15 protein-coding genes and 1 riboswitch are annotated in these 17,600 nt (G+C 37.4%); of the genes, 4 read left to right on the plus strand and 11 right to left on the minus strand.

Annotation, left to right across the window (positions count from 1 at the left end; genetic code table 11):
- Positions 1-15: 15 nt before the first annotated feature.
- Positions 16-387 (plus strand): hypothetical protein, encoded by a 372-nt coding sequence (locus BN1082_RS08375; protein ID WP_245640362.1) that lies wholly within the window; start codon positions 16-18, stop codon positions 385-387.
- 131 nt (positions 388-518) lie between these two features.
- Here the strand turns inward: BN1082_RS08375 and BN1082_RS08380 are convergent, their stop codons facing one another.
- From BN1082_RS08380 to BN1082_RS28510, 6 genes are read right to left on the minus strand one after another with little or no spacing between them, the layout of a single operon-like run.
- Positions 519-2,876, minus strand: a complete 2,358-nt coding sequence (locus BN1082_RS08380) for a universal stress protein (protein ID WP_090633342.1) — start codon at positions 2,874-2,876, stop codon at positions 519-521.
- Positions 2,877-2,934: 58 nt separating this feature from the next.
- Complete coding sequence (gene kdpC, locus BN1082_RS08385) at positions 2,935-3,498, minus strand: potassium-transporting ATPase subunit KdpC (protein ID WP_245640363.1); 564 nt, start codon at positions 3,496-3,498, stop codon at positions 2,935-2,937.
- A 22-nt stretch (positions 3,499-3,520) separates the two neighbouring features.
- Positions 3,521-5,560: a potassium-transporting ATPase subunit KdpB gene (gene kdpB, locus BN1082_RS08390; protein ID WP_090633345.1), complete on the minus strand. Its 2,040-nt coding sequence runs from the start codon at positions 5,558-5,560 to the stop codon at positions 3,521-3,523.
- Positions 5,561-5,591: 31 nt separating this feature from the next.
- A complete protein-coding gene (kdpA, locus tag BN1082_RS08395; RefSeq protein ID WP_090634894.1) occupies positions 5,592-7,265 on the minus strand; it encodes a potassium-transporting ATPase subunit KdpA in 1,674 nt (557 codons plus the stop codon).
- 35 nt (positions 7,266-7,300) lie between these two features.
- Positions 7,301-7,378 (minus strand): K(+)-transporting ATPase subunit F, encoded by a 78-nt coding sequence (kdpF, locus tag BN1082_RS28855; protein WP_090634896.1) that lies wholly within the window; start codon positions 7,376-7,378, stop codon positions 7,301-7,303.
- A gap of 13 nt (positions 7,379-7,391) precedes the next feature.
- Complete coding sequence (locus BN1082_RS28510; RefSeq protein ID WP_281177000.1) at positions 7,392-7,526, minus strand: hypothetical protein; 135 nt, start codon at positions 7,524-7,526, stop codon at positions 7,392-7,394.
- 277 nt (positions 7,527-7,803) lie between these two features.
- Positions 7,804-7,947: riboswitch (cyclic di-AMP (ydaO/yuaA leader) on the minus strand.
- Between the two features lie 215 nt (positions 7,948-8,162).
- Between BN1082_RS28510 and BN1082_RS08405 the strand changes: the two genes are divergently transcribed.
- Together BN1082_RS08405 and BN1082_RS08410 are read left to right on the plus strand one after the other, a co-directional pair.
- Complete coding sequence (locus tag BN1082_RS08405) at positions 8,163-8,531, plus strand: Na-translocating system protein MpsC family protein (RefSeq protein ID WP_090633347.1); 369 nt, start codon at positions 8,163-8,165, stop codon at positions 8,529-8,531.
- A 626-nt stretch (positions 8,532-9,157) separates the two neighbouring features.
- Positions 9,158-11,101 (plus strand): electron transport protein, encoded by a 1,944-nt coding sequence (locus BN1082_RS08410; protein ID WP_090633349.1) that lies wholly within the window; start codon positions 9,158-9,160, stop codon positions 11,099-11,101.
- Between the two features lie 99 nt (positions 11,102-11,200).
- Here BN1082_RS08410 and cls read toward each other — a convergent pair whose 3' ends face one another.
- A complete protein-coding gene (gene cls, locus BN1082_RS08415; protein ID WP_090633351.1) occupies positions 11,201-12,637 on the minus strand; it encodes a cardiolipin synthase in 1,437 nt (478 codons plus the stop codon).
- A 606-nt stretch (positions 12,638-13,243) separates the two neighbouring features.
- On the opposite strand from cls, the gene BN1082_RS08420 reads away from it, so the two are divergent.
- Entirely contained in the window at positions 13,244-14,536 is a 1,293-nt protein-coding gene (locus BN1082_RS08420; RefSeq protein WP_090633353.1) for an SH3 domain-containing protein, read from the plus strand.
- Positions 14,537-14,686: 150 nt separating this feature from the next.
- On the opposite strand, the gene eutM (BN1082_RS08425) is transcribed toward BN1082_RS08420, so the two are convergent.
- From eutM (BN1082_RS08425) to BN1082_RS08440, 4 genes are all read right to left on the minus strand, one after another.
- Positions 14,687-14,986, minus strand: a complete 300-nt coding sequence (eutM, locus tag BN1082_RS08425; protein WP_090633355.1) for an ethanolamine utilization microcompartment protein EutM — start codon at positions 14,984-14,986, stop codon at positions 14,687-14,689.
- Between the two features lie 103 nt (positions 14,987-15,089).
- Positions 15,090-15,380, minus strand: a complete 291-nt coding sequence (gene eutM / locus BN1082_RS08430; protein ID WP_090633357.1) for an ethanolamine utilization microcompartment protein EutM — start codon at positions 15,378-15,380, stop codon at positions 15,090-15,092.
- Positions 15,381-15,400: 20 nt separating this feature from the next.
- Positions 15,401-16,051, minus strand: coding sequence for a phosphate propanoyltransferase (locus tag BN1082_RS08435; protein ID WP_090633359.1), 651 nt, complete (start codon positions 16,049-16,051; stop codon positions 15,401-15,403).
- A gap of 6 nt (positions 16,052-16,057) precedes the next feature.
- Positions 16,058-17,596 (minus strand): acetaldehyde dehydrogenase (acetylating), encoded by a 1,539-nt coding sequence (locus BN1082_RS08440; protein WP_090633361.1) that lies wholly within the window; start codon positions 17,594-17,596, stop codon positions 16,058-16,060.
- Positions 17,597-17,600 lie beyond the last annotated feature (4 nt).

Genomic DNA, 17,600 nt, shown 5'->3' on the forward strand with positions numbered 1-17,600 from the left:
AGGAGGCAGAACCTTATGATAACAACAGTATCTAGTATTGATGATTTAAAAGCCACTAATAATGCCATTGCAAATTTAAAAAAAGACTATCCAAAACTTTTTGAAACACTGTTAGAAATGGTTAATCTTACACGGGCGTTTCATTTCAAATATCATTTTATGGGATGCTTAATTATGGAAGAAGATCCTGGAGAATCTACTCCGAATGTGTATGGTTCTGTACTACGCTTGTATAAAAAAGAAATGCAAAAATTAAAAGATGATCAAGATTTTCAAGTATTGCAACAATTGTTTTCTGATTTCAAAGGTACCAGCTATCCAAAAATCTGTCTTTTAGTACTTGGTATGACACCTGAATCTTTAGTTGGTCTATCTTATATTAAGTAAATATAACAAACATTTTTAGAATAGTGTAAAACACTACAAAATTTTCAGAATGGTATCTGGCAACACATGGGGCGCTGTTAAAATTCACGAGATTGACTCCCCCCTTTACGGTTAATTGTAAAAATTAACCTTTATTTTATGCCATTACCATTTCTGGAATCATTGTTTTTTTGGTCAGCTACCACTAATACATCCATATGGCGTACTTCCCTTAACAATCGTTGTGTGACGGAGCCCTTTACGATCTCCTCCCAACGGGTACGAGCTGATTGACCAATAACCACTTGTGTGGCTTTTTTTTTATTCATCTGGCTAACTAATTTTCTAAAGACATTCCTACGATCAGTTGTCTCATACGTTTCAAAAATACCACCAAGCCGTTCAGTCAATTGTTGAATTTTAGTTAAAGTTTGTTTCTCTTCAGCCGTTAATGGATGGTCTTTTACAAAAGAAACATACCAAGAAGCTTTTAAACGATAAGCAATACGAAATCCGCGCCGAATAAGCCTTTCGCTGTCAGGTCTCAAATTTGTACAAACAAAAATAACCTCCTGCTGCCTCCAAGGGCCTCTTAATGTCCTTTTTCTCTCCCACGCCTCTAGCCGTTCATCAACATCATCTGCAACTTCTCTTAAAGCCAACTCACGAAGTGCAATGAGATTACCTGTCTTAAAGAAATGATTTAAAGCCTGATTTACTTTTTCAGCAGCATAAATCCTTCCTTCCGTCATCCGATCGCGCAATGCTTTAGGTGAGATATCAATCAATTCAATTTCATCTGCTGTTCGTAGAATCTGATCGGGAACAGTTTCACGTACTCTCACCCCAGTTATTTGTTCTACGCTATCATTTAGACTTTCTAAATGTTGAATATTCATGGTAGCAATCACCGAGATGCCTGCTTCTAAAAGTATTTCTACATCTTCAAATCGTTTGTGGTACTTGCTGCCTGGCACATTTGTATGTGCTAATTCATCGACTAAGACTACTTCTGGATTACGCTTAATAATCATTTCGGTATCCATTTCTTCTAAAGTTGTTCCCTTATAGAAAATCTTTTTTCGAGGAATAATTTCCAATGATCCTATTTGTTCAAACGTCTCTTTCCTTCCGTGGGTTTCCAATAACCCAATGGCAATATCAATCCCCTTTTTCTTTAGTTCATTCGCTTCTCTTAACATTGTGTAGGTTTTTCCTACCCCAGGTGCTGCACCAATATATACTTTTAACGTACCACGTCGAATTTTATCCATTTCGTTTTCCAATTCTTGAATCGTGAGACGGCGATAAGGATTTGTAGCTTCTTCCTTCCTTTGTTTTGTTGGAATAATACGTTCTCCATCCTTTTCAGCTCGATCCGCCACAATAAATACATCTATATTGCGTGTTTTCCGCAGGATTTTATTGATAATAGAACCATAAACTATTTCCTCCCAACGAGTTCGCTTCGATTGCCCCATCACAATCCTGGTGACATTATGCTCTGTTGCATATTTTACAATTTGATCAGCAACCGAATCGTCTTCCATTGGTAATTCTTCAAAATCTCCTTCCACTTTCTCTACCAGCTTAATAATCGAACGTTTAAAGGTTTGTTCATTCTTAGATAAATTTTTATTGGCAAAGCAAACAACAAGCAATTCTCCTCCTAATCTCTTTGCAATTTGCTGCCCACGTCGAATAAGAATGGACCCATTCCAATGGTATTGTACAGTTACTAAAATTTTTTCAGTTGCTCCCGAGGGACCAATCATTCCATGCTTTTCTCGATATTCATCGAGGGCATCATTTACTTCCCCAGCTAAAAAGCGGAGGGCAAGTTCACGGAGAACAGCTAGATTGCTTCGATGATAGAGGTTTTTTCTTCCACGCTTTTCCTCATGGCTAAGCTTGATCTCTCCTTCTTGGAGCCTGCTCAGGATCACTTCAGGTGTTACATCCAGCAGCCTTACTTCATCCGCTAAGACAAGCGTATCTTCCGGGACACTACAATTGACCCTTACCCTGCCATCTGTTAATTTATCAGCTATCCCTTTAACACCTTCAAGCTCATATATGTTAACTGTTGTGATCACACTGATTTTCTTATTTAATAGATAGTTAATATCATCCAATCGAGTGGACCTGGGAGCTTCCGGTCGATTTTGATGTGATAATTCATCGACTAAAACCACTTCTGGATTACGGGAAATGATTGCATCAACATCAAGATCGTATGTCATTTCCCCCTTGTTTATCCATTCAATAGAAGGAATCGTTTCTAGACAACCAATTTGCTCCATTGTTTTTGGACGGTTTGAAGTACTGACGATTCCAATGACAACATCTATCCCTCGTTTTTTTAAGATATTTCCCTCCTGCAGCATATGATAAGTTTTGCCAGTACCACTTACTGCACCTAAAATAATTTTAAAATGACCTTTTTCTATTTTTTGTATCGACTGCAGAATTTCCTCTGGCGACTTTCTGCGAAACTCCCCTTCCCCCATGAAAACCCCTCCTTTCACTTATTCATTACAGAACAGGAGAGAATAGACTCTCCCCTTTTTATTTTAATTGTTGTAATGCCATGTTTAGCTCTAGAACATTCACTCGTGGTTCACCAAAAATCCCCAATGAACGTCCTTTTGTATGTTCATTGATGAGTGTTTGTAATCGTTCTTCCGAAACACCCATTGCTTTAGCAATCCTTGGTACCTGCGCCATCGCTGCTTCCGGAGAAATATCTGGATCAAAACCAGAACCGGAAGTCGTAACTAAATCTGTAGGAATTGTATTACCTATATTTCCATTTTCCTTTTTTAGTTGATTCACATTGTCTTTTACGGTATTCACGTATTCATTTGATGCAACAGCTGCATTCGTAGCAGCAGAAGCTGTTGCATCATATTTTGCCGCAGAAGCTCTTGGATGAAACCATTGCGGTCCTTTAAAATCTTGAGCTAGAAGCTCTGATCCTTGGACTTTTCCGTTTGTAGTGACAAGACTACCTTCTGCTTGTTTGTGAAATAGTACCTGGGCAACTCCTGTTGTTGCCAAAGGGTAGATTAAACCACATAGTATCATTAAGAACAAAGAGGCTCGCAATGCAACCATAAATGACCTCATCATAATCTCCTCCACATTTCATGAATTAAGCTAAATGTAAAGCCGCTACAATCATATCTATGATTTTAATACCGATAAAAGGAACAACGACTCCACCAAACCCATAGATTAGAAGGTTACGGGTAAGGAGTTTATTTGCAGTCATCGCCTTATATTTTGCTCCCTTCATCGCAATCGGGATGAGGAGAGGAATAATGATGGCATTAAAAATCAAAGCAGACAGAATCGCTGATTTTGGTGATGCCAACCCCATAATATTAAGAGACTGCAATTGTGGTAGAGCGATAATAAACAACGCAGGAATAATCGCAAAATATTTGGCGATGTCATTAGAAATCGAGAAGGTTGTTAAAGCTCCACGGGTAATCAATAGTTGCTTCCCAATGGCAATGACAGATAATAGCTTAGTAGGATCTGAGTCCAAATCGATCATGTTGGCAGCTTCTTTTGCAGCCATTGTCCCTGAATTCATCGCTAATCCAACATCTGCCTGTGCCAGAGCAGGAGCATCATTCGTCCCGTCACCTGTCATCGCAACAAGTTTTCCTTCTTCCTGTTCCTTTTTAATTGCAGCAATCTTATCTTCAGGTTTTGCTTCCGCAATAAAGTCATCGACACCTGCTTCCTTAGCGATAGTAGCTGCCGTCAAGGGATTATCACCAGTACACATAACCGTTTTGATCCCCATTGCTCTTAATTCAGCAAAACGTTCTTTTAGCCCAGGTTTAACAGTATCTTTTAAATAAATGACACCGTAAATCTTATTATTAATTGCAACCGCTAAGGGAGTTCCTCCTGCCTTTGAGATAGTTGTAGCTTTCTCGTCAAGGTCAGCAGGAACACTTCCACTTTTTGCAGTAACATAATTTTTAATCGCATCTACAGCACCTTTTCTTATTTCCGTCCCATCCTTTAAGGTAAGTCCAGACATACGAGTTTCTGCCGTAAATTCGATACTCTCTGCCCCGTCGTATTCTTGTTGATCCCAATGTACGCCTTGTTTATGGGCTAATTCGACGACAGAACGTCCTTCAGGTGTTTCATCTTTTACCGATGCTTTTAAAGCAGCTAACGTAACCTCCTGTTCAGAAACATCGGCTACTGGTACAAATTCACTTGCCATTCTGTTTCCAAAGGTAATGGTTCCTGTTTTATCAAGGATCATAGTATCAATGTCACCGGCAGCTTCTACTGCTTTACCCGACATCGCTAAAACATTAAATTGCGTTACTCGGTTCATCCCAGCTATCCCAATGGCCGAAAGCAATCCCCCTATCGTAGTAGGAATTAAGCAAACGAGAAGCGCAATAAGTGTTGCCACATCTAAATGAACCTTTAAGTAGTCAGCAATCGGCACCAATGTCATAATGACAAATAAGAAAATAAGTGTTAAAACAGCCAAAAGAGTCGTTAAAGCCATTTCATTCGGCGTTTTTTGTCGAGAAGCACCTTCTACTAATGAAATCATCCGATCAAGGAACGATTCACCAGGATCTGTTAAGATTTTAACGATGATATAATCCGATACAACTCTTGTTCCTCCTGTAACGGATGAGAAGTCCCCACCTGCCTCTTTAATGACAGGCGCTGATTCACCTGTAATGGCTGATTCATCAATTGAAGCCAATCCTTCAATAATTTCTCCATCAGAAGGAATCATTTCACCAGTATCTACTCGAACAATATCGCCTTTGCGTAATGATGTAGATGCAATCTCTTTGTATGAACCATCTTTTTGTCTAACCTTGGCGATCGTTTCCGATTTTGTTTTTCGTAGTGTATCTGCCTGTGCCTTTCCCCGTCCCTCCGCTAGCGCTTCGGCAAAATTTGCAAACAGCACCGTAAAGAGAAGGATAAAAAATACGGCTACATTATACCCACGTCCAACAGTACTAACACCAAAAATATCTGGTTTTATTGAAAGAATCAATGTGATAAGTGTCCCTACTTCTACAACAAACATAACAGGATTCTTCATCATCACGAGCGGGTTTAACTTTTTAAATGAATCTGCGATGGCTTGAAAGATAAGATCTTTTGAAAGTGCTTTATTTTGAATGGCCATTTTACATCCCCCTTAATAATTCCCTTCACTACTATTGAAACATCCCAAGATGTTCTGCGATTGGACCTAATGCAAGTGCAGGGAAAAACGTTAATGCACCGATTACTACAATAATCACAATTAAGATCCCAGTGAATAGTGGTGTATCGGTACGAAACGTTCCCGAAGTTGCAGCTGCCACTTTTTTTGTAGCAAAGGATCCAGCTATCGCTAACATCGCAATGATAGAAATATATCGCCCTAACAACATGACTAAACCAATTGCGATATTGTAAAAGGTGGTATTCGCTGAAAGGCCTGCGAAAGCTGAGCCATTGTTTGCTGCTCCAGATGTAAAAGCATACAAGACCTCCGATAATCCATGAGACCCCGGATTTGCTATCGACGAAATAGCACTAGGTGTAACGAGGGCAATCGCTGTTGAGACTAGAATTAAGACAGGATGCACCAGCAAAGCGATCGACGCCAATTTGACTTCTTTCGATTCAATTTTCTTCCCTAAAAATTCAGGTGTTCTTCCTACCATTAAGCCGCAAATAAATACGGTTAAGATGACATAAAGCAATCCGTTTAATAATCCGACCCCTTTTCCGCCAAACACGTTATTTAACATCATTTCTCCAAGGGGAACAAGACCGCCAAGTGGTGTTAATGAATCGTGCATATTGTTAACGGATCCAGTTGTAGCAGCTGTCGTTACCGCCGTAAAAAGGGACGATTCTGATATTCCAAAGCGAACTTCTTTTCCTTCCATATTTCCATGAACACCAAGTGCATTTAATGCAGGTGTACCGTTATATTCAGCTACAAAGACTACGGAAAGAAACACTAAAAACATAATTCCCATCGCTGCGAAAATGGACCAGCCTTGGCGTTTGTTCTTAATCATCACTCCGAAGGCATAAACCAATGCTGTTGGCAGTAGCAGCATACAGAGAATCTCCATCAGGTTTGATAGTGGAGTTGGATTTTCAAATGGATGTGCAGAATTGGTACCAAAATACCCGCCACCATTTGTTCCAAGATGCTTAATCGATTCGAAGGATGCTACAGGGCCTCTTGTAATCGTTTGTTTAACACCTTCTAATGTTGTGGCATCCGCCGCACCATGTAATGTTTGAGGTACTCCTTGAAATACCAAAAATAATGCAACGATAAAAGACAATGGTAACAATACACGTGTAATGGTACGAACCAAGTCAACATAGAAATTTCCAAGATTGTCTCGACGTGCTACTAAACCGCGAATAAAGGCTATTGCCACGGCAAACCCTGTTGCTGCTGAAGTAAACATCGGGAATGTAATAGCAATCATTTGCGATAAATACGAGAGTGAATTTTCTCCGTTATATGCTTGCCAGTTTGTATTCGTAATAAATGAGGCTGCTGTATTAAATGCTAAAGCAGGAGACATATTATCGATCTTATCTGGATTTAAAGGCAAAAACTTTTGGATTCTGAAAATGATATACATTAGCATCATCATAATAAAGTTAGAGAGTAACATGGCAAAAACATATTTTTTCCAACCCATAGGCTCTTTTTCTCTAACCCCTATTAAACGGTAGATAAATCGTTCTACTGGTCCAAAAATCCGGTCTAAACCTGTTGTTTCATAATCGAAAACTTTCACTAGGTAGGTACCAACCGGTTTTACTAATAAAATAGCAATAAGTAATGTAACCACTACCTGTATTAACCCCATCGTCATTTGGATGTTCCCCCTATTTGTTTACATGATTAAAACTTTTCCGGTTTCATTAAGACGTAAGATAAATATATAATCAAAGCAACACCAATCAATCCCGGTATAAGCATCCTCGATATCCCCCTATGCTTTTTTAGTAAATAAAGTAAATCCCCAAAAAAGGGTAAAGGCTAAAATAAACAATCCAACTGTTAAAAAATCATTATTCATTTCAAGTCCCCCTTCTTTCCATAACGTAAAGATAAAAAAATAGACCAATGCATACTCCTTCCCCGTAAACCAATGACAACGAAAACCAAATAGAAATATCCTAAAAAAGATATTCTAAAAAGAAATTTCGCTGAATTGATCTAATCATGGAGAAAAAGTACTCATTGGTCTACCTAACGCCCAGCAAGCTTGATCGCTCTCTTTGCGTTCTGTCTTCCATATTCCTTTTTCTTATTAATAGGCATAATAAAAAGACCTACTATTCATCCTCAAGCTGCCTTCTTGCTGTACAAACAAAAAAGCCCCCTGAATTAGGCGGTCTCTAGACCTCCCTCGCTTTAGCCGACGAAGTTAGCTGACGGGTAGGATGGCGAAAGAGCTTCTCATCCCTTCTACAACTTGTAGAATTAACCCCAAAAAATTGGTTCCTCCGTTCCTGAGTTCCCTCAGGATTAAGCCGGTAGATTAAATTGGTAATTACGATGTAATTGTAAGCTTAAGCCATTATCTTGTAAATAGCTATATTTGGTTAAAAATAGTCTAAATTTAATATTTTATTTGAAAAACACGATCTTTTCGCTATTTTCCTAATCCATTCTCCTTTTTTTATATACCTTTACCTTGTTGACATAACTGTAAAGACATAAGTAATATTAGGTTCATATTTTAATCGGGGGTATTAAGATGGCTTTATCTAAAAAGAAGCTTGAGGCTGAAATTAGCTCATCATTTATAAAATTCCAAAGGGAATTAATTGGGCGAGGACCTCAAGAAGCAAAAACCTATATTGTTCAAGATATGGTAATCACTCGTTTCAAAGGAGTATTGACTACTGAGGAAAAGCATCTTGTAAACCATGATACAGGAAGAAAATTAGTGAAACAGATGCGACAAGTCCTTCGTGAAATGTACAGCCATGAATTTGAAAAAATTGTAGAAAATATTACGCATTGTAAAGTTCTTTCAAGTCACAGTGATATAAGCACGAAGACAGGCGAAAGAATAGAAGTATTTATTGTTGATAAAGATTTAGAAAAATTATTAGAGGATTAGCGATGATTGGAATTCCTCTGATTTCTGGAATGCAGAGTGACTCTTATTTCCCGAAAAATCGAGTTTTCCCCAATTTCAGGAATGTAGAAGCCTTCTAGTTTCCCGTAAAATTGAATTTTACCTGACTTCGGGAATGTAGAAGGCTTCTAGTTTCCCCAAATATTGAATTTTGCCTGATTTCCTGAATGTAGAAGGCCCCTAGTTTCCCCACAAATTGAATTTTGCCTGATTTCCGGAATGTAGAAGGCCCCTAGTTTCCCCCAAAATTGAATTTTGCCTGATTTCCTGAATGTAGAAGGCCCCTAGTTTCCCCACAAATTGAATTTTGCCTGATTTCAGGAATGTAGAAGGCCCCTAGTTTCCCGTAAAATTGAATTTTGCCTGATTTCAAGAATGTAGAAGGCCCCTAGTTTCCTCAATAATTGAATTTTGCCTGATTTCAAGAATGTAGAAGCTTCTTGTTTCGCTCCTAAAACTAAAATTTCCAGATTGGGATAATGTATGTTCTCTTTGAGTAAATCTTTTATTTATTCATAATACATCCCTTATAAATTGAAATTAAAAACAAATACTAAATCCTGACATGTATGAAAACAACTTAGAAATAACAAAAGGAGAAAAAATGCATGAGAAGTGGGAAATGGGCAATTTTCATCTTTGTTTCCTGTGTCATAACCATTGTTTTAACCATTAGTTTACTAAAAGAAAGAAACACAGAAGCTAGGAGATCTGATGAAATATGTTCGCAAACCCAGGATACGAAGTTGATAGATAAACCAGCTTATGATCTCTGGGGTCGCATGATATCTCAAAAAGAGGCTGAAAAGTTAATGAAAATAGAGGAAGGACATGCATTATTAGATCCGAAAAACGGTGCGATTAAAATTGATGAAAACCTGTTGAGATTAGGAAAACAAGCTTTTCGAGAAGAGACCTTTGGTAATGAAGTTTTTTTAACGGATATTTTAGGTTTCGTTAATGGACCAATAACGGTAGAAAAATTGAAAAAAGCGATTAAAGAATTAAATGGAGAAGGTACAACCAACTTAAAGGTTGAATTGGCAAAAACGGTAACAATCGGTGATAAGACATTTATAAAGGGAGAAAAAGTTGATACAGGACTGGATGTTGAAAAAGGTTCAAATAAAATCTTAGGCGTGCCATTTATAGAATCTGAAGGAAAAACAAAAGTGGGAGTTAGTTGTATAGCGTGTCATGCTACAGTTGATCCGAAAACCGGAACGATGATGGAAGGCGCTATAAATACGGATGCAAACTTTGGGCTTCTTTTAGCTTTGAGTTCCAATACAACAGCTTATTTTGCACGAACTGAAATTGAATCTATAAAAAAATTTATTAATGAAAGCAGTAAATCAGTTGTGACAAGTGAAGGAAAAGAAGAAAAATTGCCAATCGCTGAGGCGCTTGAAGCAAAGGTTGATGAAAGTGTTATCAAATGGCCAAAGGGAAACTTTGATATCACAAATGATTTTAAGAATAACCCTGCCCAAATCCCAGATTCATTTACTTTAGGGGATCACCCATACAGTTGGAGTGGTTTTGCTATGGCAGGACCTTTTAAAGGATTAAGTGTCATCAATAACGGTGTTAATATACTCGGTTCAGATTTAACAACACTAGCTGATGCAAGCCCAGCATTGCTAGGAATCGATAAGGAAGTTTATATAGGAACAATTCTTCAAAATGCAGCGAATCCAAAATACCGTTTCGACCCGAATAGTGGAAAAAAACCATCCCAATTTTTTGCTGAAATCGATCCAACTCCTGAAGCACCAGGCATAAACGAAATCGTGAAATTACCGACATATCCAAGGCCTTCTCTAATTTCACCAAACGGGCTACTCGTAAGTTCGCCAGGAACAAAAGTGGGAGAACAAAATAATGGTATGGCGGCCTACCAAAATACACTTGTTCCACCTAAACCTCCTGTAAAAGTCGAGGATAAAGTATTTGGACTTGGAGAAAGAGTTTTTCAACGTGCAGGATGCATTTCTTGCCATGCTGGAACGTATTATACCAATAACAAAATCATTTCTGTGAATGAAATTAAAACGGAGCCAACAAGGGCTAATGGATTAGAGAAAGTTGGGAATTACTTGGTACCGTCAGTCATATATTCACCTGATACACCTGTGCCAATTTCCGGTGATGCACGGCAATTAAAGGTTCCTACCAAACAATTGGATCCTGAACAAATTAAATTGGCATTCGGAAGCGGTATTTCACCAGGTGGATACAAAGTACCGAGTTTATTGGGTCTTTATTGGTCTGCTCCTTACTTGCATGATGGAGGGGTAGCTGTTGGTCCTAATCTGAAAACACAACTAGGTATTCCAGGAACTCTTGATAAAGGTATTCTCCCTGATCCTGTAAACAGCTTGTATGCGTTAATAGATAAAGAAATGAGAGAAAAAGTTATCATAGCGAATCAACCACGAAAGGATGTTCACGTAACTGGTGAAGGTCATGAATTTTGGGTTGATAAATCAACAGGATATTCAAAAAATGAACAGGAAGCCTTGATTAAGTATTTACTTACATTGGAATAAAATTAACATAAAAAAAGCAGGAGAAATTCTCCCGCTTTTTTTAATGTAAAACTTCTTGCTAAAATATGATACTTTCTTTATGTCGATTGTGCTTTAGAACTATAAAATCGGTGAAATAAGCCTAATTATGGATTCCATAATTCTCACAGTCAATGGTCTTTTTATAAACTCTTCTTTAGTTATTTCTCTACAATACTTTATATCCTCTTTAAAGGTATCCTCCAGAACTCTCGTAAATTCACTATTGTATATAAAACTATTAACCTCAAAGTTTAATTTAAAGCTTCTAATGTCCATATTGGCTGTACCAATGCTGCATACAGCGCCATCTGCCATGATCGTTTTAGCATGAATAAATCCTCTTTCATATAAATATACCTTTATATTTACATTTAAAAGCTCCATTATATAAGAATTAGCAGCCCAACCCATAAATTTATGATCTGGGTTTCCTGGTATCATAATTCTCACATCTACGCCCGATAATGCTGAAAGCTTTAAGGATTCTAACAATGTATCATCTGGCACAAAATATGGAGATTGTAAAAATAAATTTTCTTTTGCATTATTTATTATTTTTATATAACCATTTCTTATATACTGTTCTGTATGATCTGGTCCACTTGTAACGATTTGCATTCCTATTTTACTATCCACGAAGTTTTCTTGTTTTGGAAAATATTTCGCTACATCTTTTATCTCACAATTCTTAGCATGGCTCCAATCTAGTAAAAACCTTTCCTCTAGTGAATATACTGCATCTCCAATAATTTTCAGATGAGTATCTCTCCAATAGCCTACTTTTTTGTCTTTACCTAAATACTCATCACCAATATTGAACCCGCCAACAAAACCTATTTCTCCATCTACTATTACTATTTTTCTATGATTTCTAAAATTGACCCTTCTATTTATTAATGGCAGGATCCCTGGAAAAAAAGCTGCATATTCAACTCCTGCACTATTCAATTCATGTAAATGCTTCTTAGTATTTAAGGTATGTGACCCCATTGCATCAAATAAAAACCTTACCTCAACACCTTTTTTAGCTTTACTCATTAAAATATTTAATATCTTTTTCCCTATATCATCTGGACGAAATATATAATATTCAATATGAATAAATTTCTTTGCACTTTCTAAAGCTTTAATAAGAGCATCAAATTTTTCATTTCCTTCAGTATATAAAGTTAAATCATTATTTTGTGTGTACATTGCACCTGAATGCTTATAATTCATCATAATTAAATCTCTATGCTCATATGATGATAAATCATATTTGTACTCTTCCCTAACATGCTCTAAAAATCTCTTTTTAGTTCCATCAGTTAAAATCTTCTTATTAAAAATCTTCTGCCTACTCATGTTCCTTCCAAATAATAAATAGATTAAAAATCCTCCAACTGGAATAATCATAATAATCAATAACCAAGCCCATGTAGTCGATGGATTTCTTCTTTCAAAAAATATCAATACGATAGCTAATAATATGTTTAAAATTAAAACGATCGTGGATACAATTTCTACAGTGTCCAAGCTTTCTCCTCCGTTCAATATATATATATATGACAGATTAATAAATAAATTTCAGTATACGTTTTTTAGAAATCATATTTCTATGAACATCCTTTAAATATATCCCATTATCTTACTTTTTTCATCATATTTTTTTATAAAGAATTTTCCATACTTAAGCTGGCTCTAAATTCTTCTATCTTCTCTTCATTATTATTTACTCTAACTAATTTCTACTTTCTCCATTATTTTAAATATTCTATCTCATAAAAATTAAAGCCTATCATATTTTTTATAACTGCAAAATTTAAATATGATATCTCTAATATTTAATAATTTACATTAATGCATTTTTATTTCTTTATATACTACTACAGTCATAGGGAATTCCTTCATTTTGGATATGGAAATTAGTCCAAAACAATCTAATTTCGACTTTTTATAACAAATATGGACAAAAAAACATACAAAAGACCGAATAGTACAAATGGGGGGGGATTATGGTGTTAGCTTGCATCTAGTAAAAAAGAACGATTTAAGTGTCAACTACAAGTTTGCAGTATAATTATATTCTTGATGGTAATCGTATTATTAAAAATTTTAATGAAGGAATAGGAAAAGATTATTATGACAAAAGAATTATTTGTAAATGATGAATTAACACTTAGTAGGAAAGAAACTTACGGAAAAAGCAAGCAATCAAAGAGTGTACCAGTTTTTACTTCAAGGATGGAAAAACGCGACTATTATAAAGGCGTTAATCATTTTGATATTCGAAATGTAATAGATGTCAAAGGATTCCTGAAAGATATTCGTGAAAATTGGAATACATACGTTTCACATGTTCATCAATGGATTCAAAGAAATCCAGTAAAAAAACTTATCGTGACTGGTATTTTTACCGTTGTTATTGGCGGCTATCTTACAAGCACTGCGAATGCAGCATTTCTTCAAGAATACACATATCAGGTGAAAAATGGTGAAAAAATTGAAAATATCGCTAAGGAACATGGTGTAACCCCACAAGAAATATTACATGCTAATGGGCTAACTTCTATTGACGGAAAAAAAATTCTACTACCAAAAGTAGAAGACAGAACAGTTACTGCCTCAATACTAAATGTTCGGTTAAATCCAAACACTAAAAGTAGCATTATAGCAAAATATAAAAAAGGGGATATTGTTAAAGTTGCATACATAGAAAACGGATGGGCTGGCATTCTAATTAACGGGCAAGTTTGTTTTGTGAGTGCTGATTATCTTGCACCAAAACAAGTAGGTTCACCAACACCAAGCCACCCTACTACAATAGCTAAATCTCAAGTAAAAACAATGTATGTAACTACGTCATCGTTGCGAGTTAGAGAAAAGGCTTCTATGAGCAGTGCTGTATTAGGTTCATTAAAATTAAACAGTAGCGTATCTGTAACATCAACTATGAATGGTTGGGCTCAGATTCAGTTCAATGGCAAAACAGCATTTGTTAGTGAAGCATTTTTAACTAATAACAAACCTACAAACAATGAGCCATTAAAAAACGACAGTACAATAACAAGTTCATCTGTGTATGTGATAAAGAGCGGTGATACTATTACAAAAATCAGTAAAGCATTAGGTGTCTCTGTCTCATCTATTCAAGCACTAAATCCAACAGTAGACCCATCAAAGTTGAAAATTGGACAAACAATCAAAGTCCCTACCACACCTGCATCTACTACTAATCAAATACAAGTAGTAGCTCAACTAGGAGGGGTAGACTCGCAAGGAACCTTTCGTTTTATCACGTCTGATGGAAGCACTTATGCTGCAAAAGCATCAGGTAACATGTTAAATGAATTATATAAACATCAAGGGAAACAAGTAACATTAACACTTGAAGGAAATAGGGGTCAACAAATGACCTTAATATCTCTTCAATAAATCGAAACAATAATATTATTAGCCTCCTTGTGAGGCTTTTTTTGCTAGCTAGATATTTGACATTTTTGGAGTTTCACTGGCACTTAGACAAAAATGAATGAACGGCAGAGGTTTATCCTCTACCGTTCAGTGAAAATCATTTCAATACTCTTATTTTACAGCTTCCGCTCCTACTCTACTTGTTGGAAGAACACTTTCAACTTCAGCGTGTGGACGTGGTATCACATGAACTGAAATCAGTTCACCTACACGTTCAGCTGCAGCTGCTCCAGCGTCAGTTGCTGCCTTTACAGCACCTACGTCCCCTCTTACCATTACGGTTACAAGACCGCCGCCAACATGTTCTTTACCAATGAGATAAACATTTGCTGCTTTTACCATTGCATCTGCAGCCTCAATTGCTCCAACTAAACCCCTTGTTTCAATCATTCCTAATGCATCATATTTCATTTTTCATACCTCCAAAGTTTATTTTTAAAAGTAATAACGGAACGGGAAGAGGTGATCCTCTTCCGTTCAGGGGGAAAGTCAACTCAATGTTTTGTAAATTTAATTATTCCTTTGCTGCACTGCTTGCAGGAAGAACCGTTTCAACCTCAGCATGTGGACGTGGGATTACGTGAACGGAGATTAGTTCACCTACACGCTGTGCTGCAGCGGCTCCAGCGTCAGTTGCTGCCTTTACAGCACCTACATCCCCTCTTACCATCACAGTTACTAGACCGCCACCAACAAGTTCTTTACCCACAAGGTTTACATTTGCTGCTTTAACCATTGCATCTGCAGCCTCAATTGCTCCAACTAAACCTTTTGTTTCAATCATTCCTAATGCATCATATTTCATTTTTCGTACCTCCTAAATGATTATTTTATTAATTTTATTTTTGTTGACGAATTAACACCCATAGCATTTGCTTCTTCAATGTCAATATGGCATTCGAGTATAGAGGCATCATTTGCTCTTATTGCAACATTGTTGAGAATGCCACCGCGTGGACCATTAATTTCGATTGACACGATCTGTCCATCGTGAACACCGAAATGCTTTGCATCTTCTGGTCCCATGTGTATATGCCTTTGTGCAACAATTAGACCTTCGTTTATCTGAACAGAGCCCTTTGGACCAATTAGGGTGATTCCAGGTGTCCCTTGTAAATCGCCTGACATTCTTGTCTGAGTTCCTCGACCAAGCTTAAAGCCATCTCCTTCAAGAATTTCCACCTGTGTCTTACTACGTACTGGGCCAAGAATTCTTACCTTTTCAATGGCACCTTTAGGTCCGCAAATGGTTACTGTTTCCTTACATGCATATTGTCCAGGCTGTAACAAGTCTTTAAGCTTCGTCATCTGATAGCCTTCTCCAAACAGACGGTTTACATCTTCTTGGGATAGATGGATATGCCGATTCGAAACTCCAACCGGAATTTCATATGTATCCTTTTTAACTTCTGTTGGAGTGAGATTCGCTTGTAACGCCTCGATCAAAAGTTTCAGTACATCCTCATGTTTGTCCATTTCTGCTTACCCCCTCTTCATTGCATCGACTAACTCATTGATTAGCTTTAAAAGCTGTTCATTATTAGAGCCGTTTAACATCGATGTTAATGAAGAAGTATTTTCATTGCCACTTCCTATACCATTTTGGCTATCACAGCTATTGCATGTAAGCTCGGGATAGTTGAACGTCGGATCTGAAGATGCTAATGTGCTGCAATCTCTCAATCCGTAAGCCACTCTCTTAACATTAATCAAATGAACCGGGCTAACATTTTCAGAAACAGAGCTTCCGCCCCAAGTTCCGCATCCTAATGTAAATGAAGGCATTAGTCCAGTGCTTCCTCCAGTAGCCCCTTGAGTACTGCCTGTATTCACTAAAATACGGGCCGCCGGTTTCTTAGCAAATTTCATCACCATATCTCTACTCTCAGTATGAATGCTCATACTGTGGCCAATACCGTTCTGAAGCAGCTTAATGCAAAGTTCGCAAGCTTCTTGCCAATCTTTCACTGTATAAAAAGCGAGTACGGTTGTCAGCTTTTCAAAGGATAATGGATAATCAGGACCTACACCTTGCTGTTCCCCAATCAAAACCTTTGTTCCTTCCGGAATGGAAAACCCTGCTGCGGCTGCAATAACCTGCGGCGATCTTCCAACAAACTTGGCATTCATGGCATGGCCATTTTTAAACAACAATCCGCAGACTTTTGCTGTTTCTTCCGGACTCATAAAATAGCCGCCTTGCTGTTTAAGTTCAGCGATTATTTGATCCCGGTTACATTCTTCCACTACCATGGACTGCTCAGATGCGCAAATGGTGCCATAATCAAAGGTTTTACTGGCTAAAATATTCGTTACAGCTTGCTTAACATTGGCAGTTCTCTCAATATAAGACGGACAGTTTCCAGCGCCAACCCCTAATGCAGGTTTACCTGCACTGTATGAGGCTTTCACAAGGCCAGGTCCTCCGGTTGCAATAATCATCTTCACTTCTTTGCTTTTCATCAACTCATTTGTTGCACCCATTGTAGGCATTGAAATGCAACCTACTATGTTGGCAGGACCCCCCGCCTCTTCAGCCGCTTTGTTCATAAGTTCTGCAGCCTTCAAAGTACATTTGGCCGCAGATGGATGCGGAGAAAATACAATGGCATTACGGGATTTAATGGCAATCATTGATTTATAAATAGCTGTTGAGGTCGGGTTTGTCGATGGGATAATCCCCATAATCAAACCAACCGGCTCTGCAACATCCATTACTTTCTCTGCTTCGTTTTCATGAATCACACCAATGGTTTTCATATCTTTTATTGATTTATACAAAATAGTAGAAGCCAAATGATTTTTATAGGTCTTATCGGCAACTTTACCAAAACCAGTCTCTTCCACAGCCATTTTGGCAAGAAGAACTGCATTTTCCGTAGCCACTTTTACCATATTGCGTAAGATTCTATCAATTTGTTCTTCCGTATATTCAGCAATCTGATCAGCCGCAGCCTTACCCATACGGGCGAGGTCTCTTACTTCTTGTATAGATCGTAAATCATAATCAAAATTCTCCATTAGA

The sequence above is a fragment of the Neobacillus massiliamazoniensis genome, from assembly GCF_001048695.1.
Classification (GTDB): Bacteria; Bacillota; Bacilli; order Bacillales; family Cytobacillaceae; genus Neobacillus; species Neobacillus massiliamazoniensis.

What these genes read in the sequence shown, in the direction of transcription:
- kdpF (WP_090634896.1), bottom strand. Translation starts at nt 7,378, where the DNA reads ATGCTTATACCGGGATTGATTGGTGTTGCTTTGATTATATATTTATCT.
- BN1082_RS08405 (WP_090633347.1), top strand. Translation starts at nt 8,163, where the DNA reads ATGGCTTTATCTAAAAAGAAGCTTGAGGCTGAAATTAGCTCATCATTT.
- BN1082_RS08435 (WP_090633359.1), bottom strand. Translation starts at nt 16,051, where the DNA reads ATGGACAAACATGAGGATGTACTGAAACTTTTGATCGAGGCGTTACAA.
- eutM (WP_090633355.1), bottom strand. Translation starts at nt 14,986, where the DNA reads ATGAAATATGATGCATTAGGAATGATTGAAACAAGGGGTTTAGTTGGA.
- kdpB (WP_090633345.1), bottom strand. Translation starts at nt 5,560, where the DNA reads ATGGCCATTCAAAATAAAGCACTTTCAAAAGATCTTATCTTTCAAGCC.
- kdpA (WP_090634894.1), bottom strand. Translation starts at nt 7,265, where the DNA reads ATGGGGTTAATACAGGTAGTGGTTACATTACTTATTGCTATTTTATTA.
- BN1082_RS08410 (WP_090633349.1), top strand. Translation starts at nt 9,158, where the DNA reads ATGAGAAGTGGGAAATGGGCAATTTTCATCTTTGTTTCCTGTGTCATA.
- eutM (WP_090633357.1), bottom strand. Translation starts at nt 15,380, where the DNA reads ATGAAATATGATGCATTAGGAATGATTGAAACAAAAGGTTTAGTTGGA.
- BN1082_RS08380 (WP_090633342.1), bottom strand. Translation starts at nt 2,876, where the DNA reads ATGGGGGAAGGGGAGTTTCGCAGAAAGTCGCCAGAGGAAATTCTGCAG.
- kdpC (WP_245640363.1), bottom strand. Translation starts at nt 3,498, where the DNA reads ATGATGAGGTCATTTATGGTTGCATTGCGAGCCTCTTTGTTCTTAATG.
- BN1082_RS08420 (WP_090633353.1), top strand. Translation starts at nt 13,244, where the DNA reads ATGACAAAAGAATTATTTGTAAATGATGAATTAACACTTAGTAGGAAA.
- BN1082_RS08440 (WP_090633361.1), bottom strand. Translation starts at nt 17,596, where the DNA reads ATGGAGAATTTTGATTATGATTTACGATCTATACAAGAAGTAAGAGAC.
- BN1082_RS08375 (WP_245640362.1), top strand. Translation starts at nt 16, where the DNA reads ATGATAACAACAGTATCTAGTATTGATGATTTAAAAGCCACTAATAAT.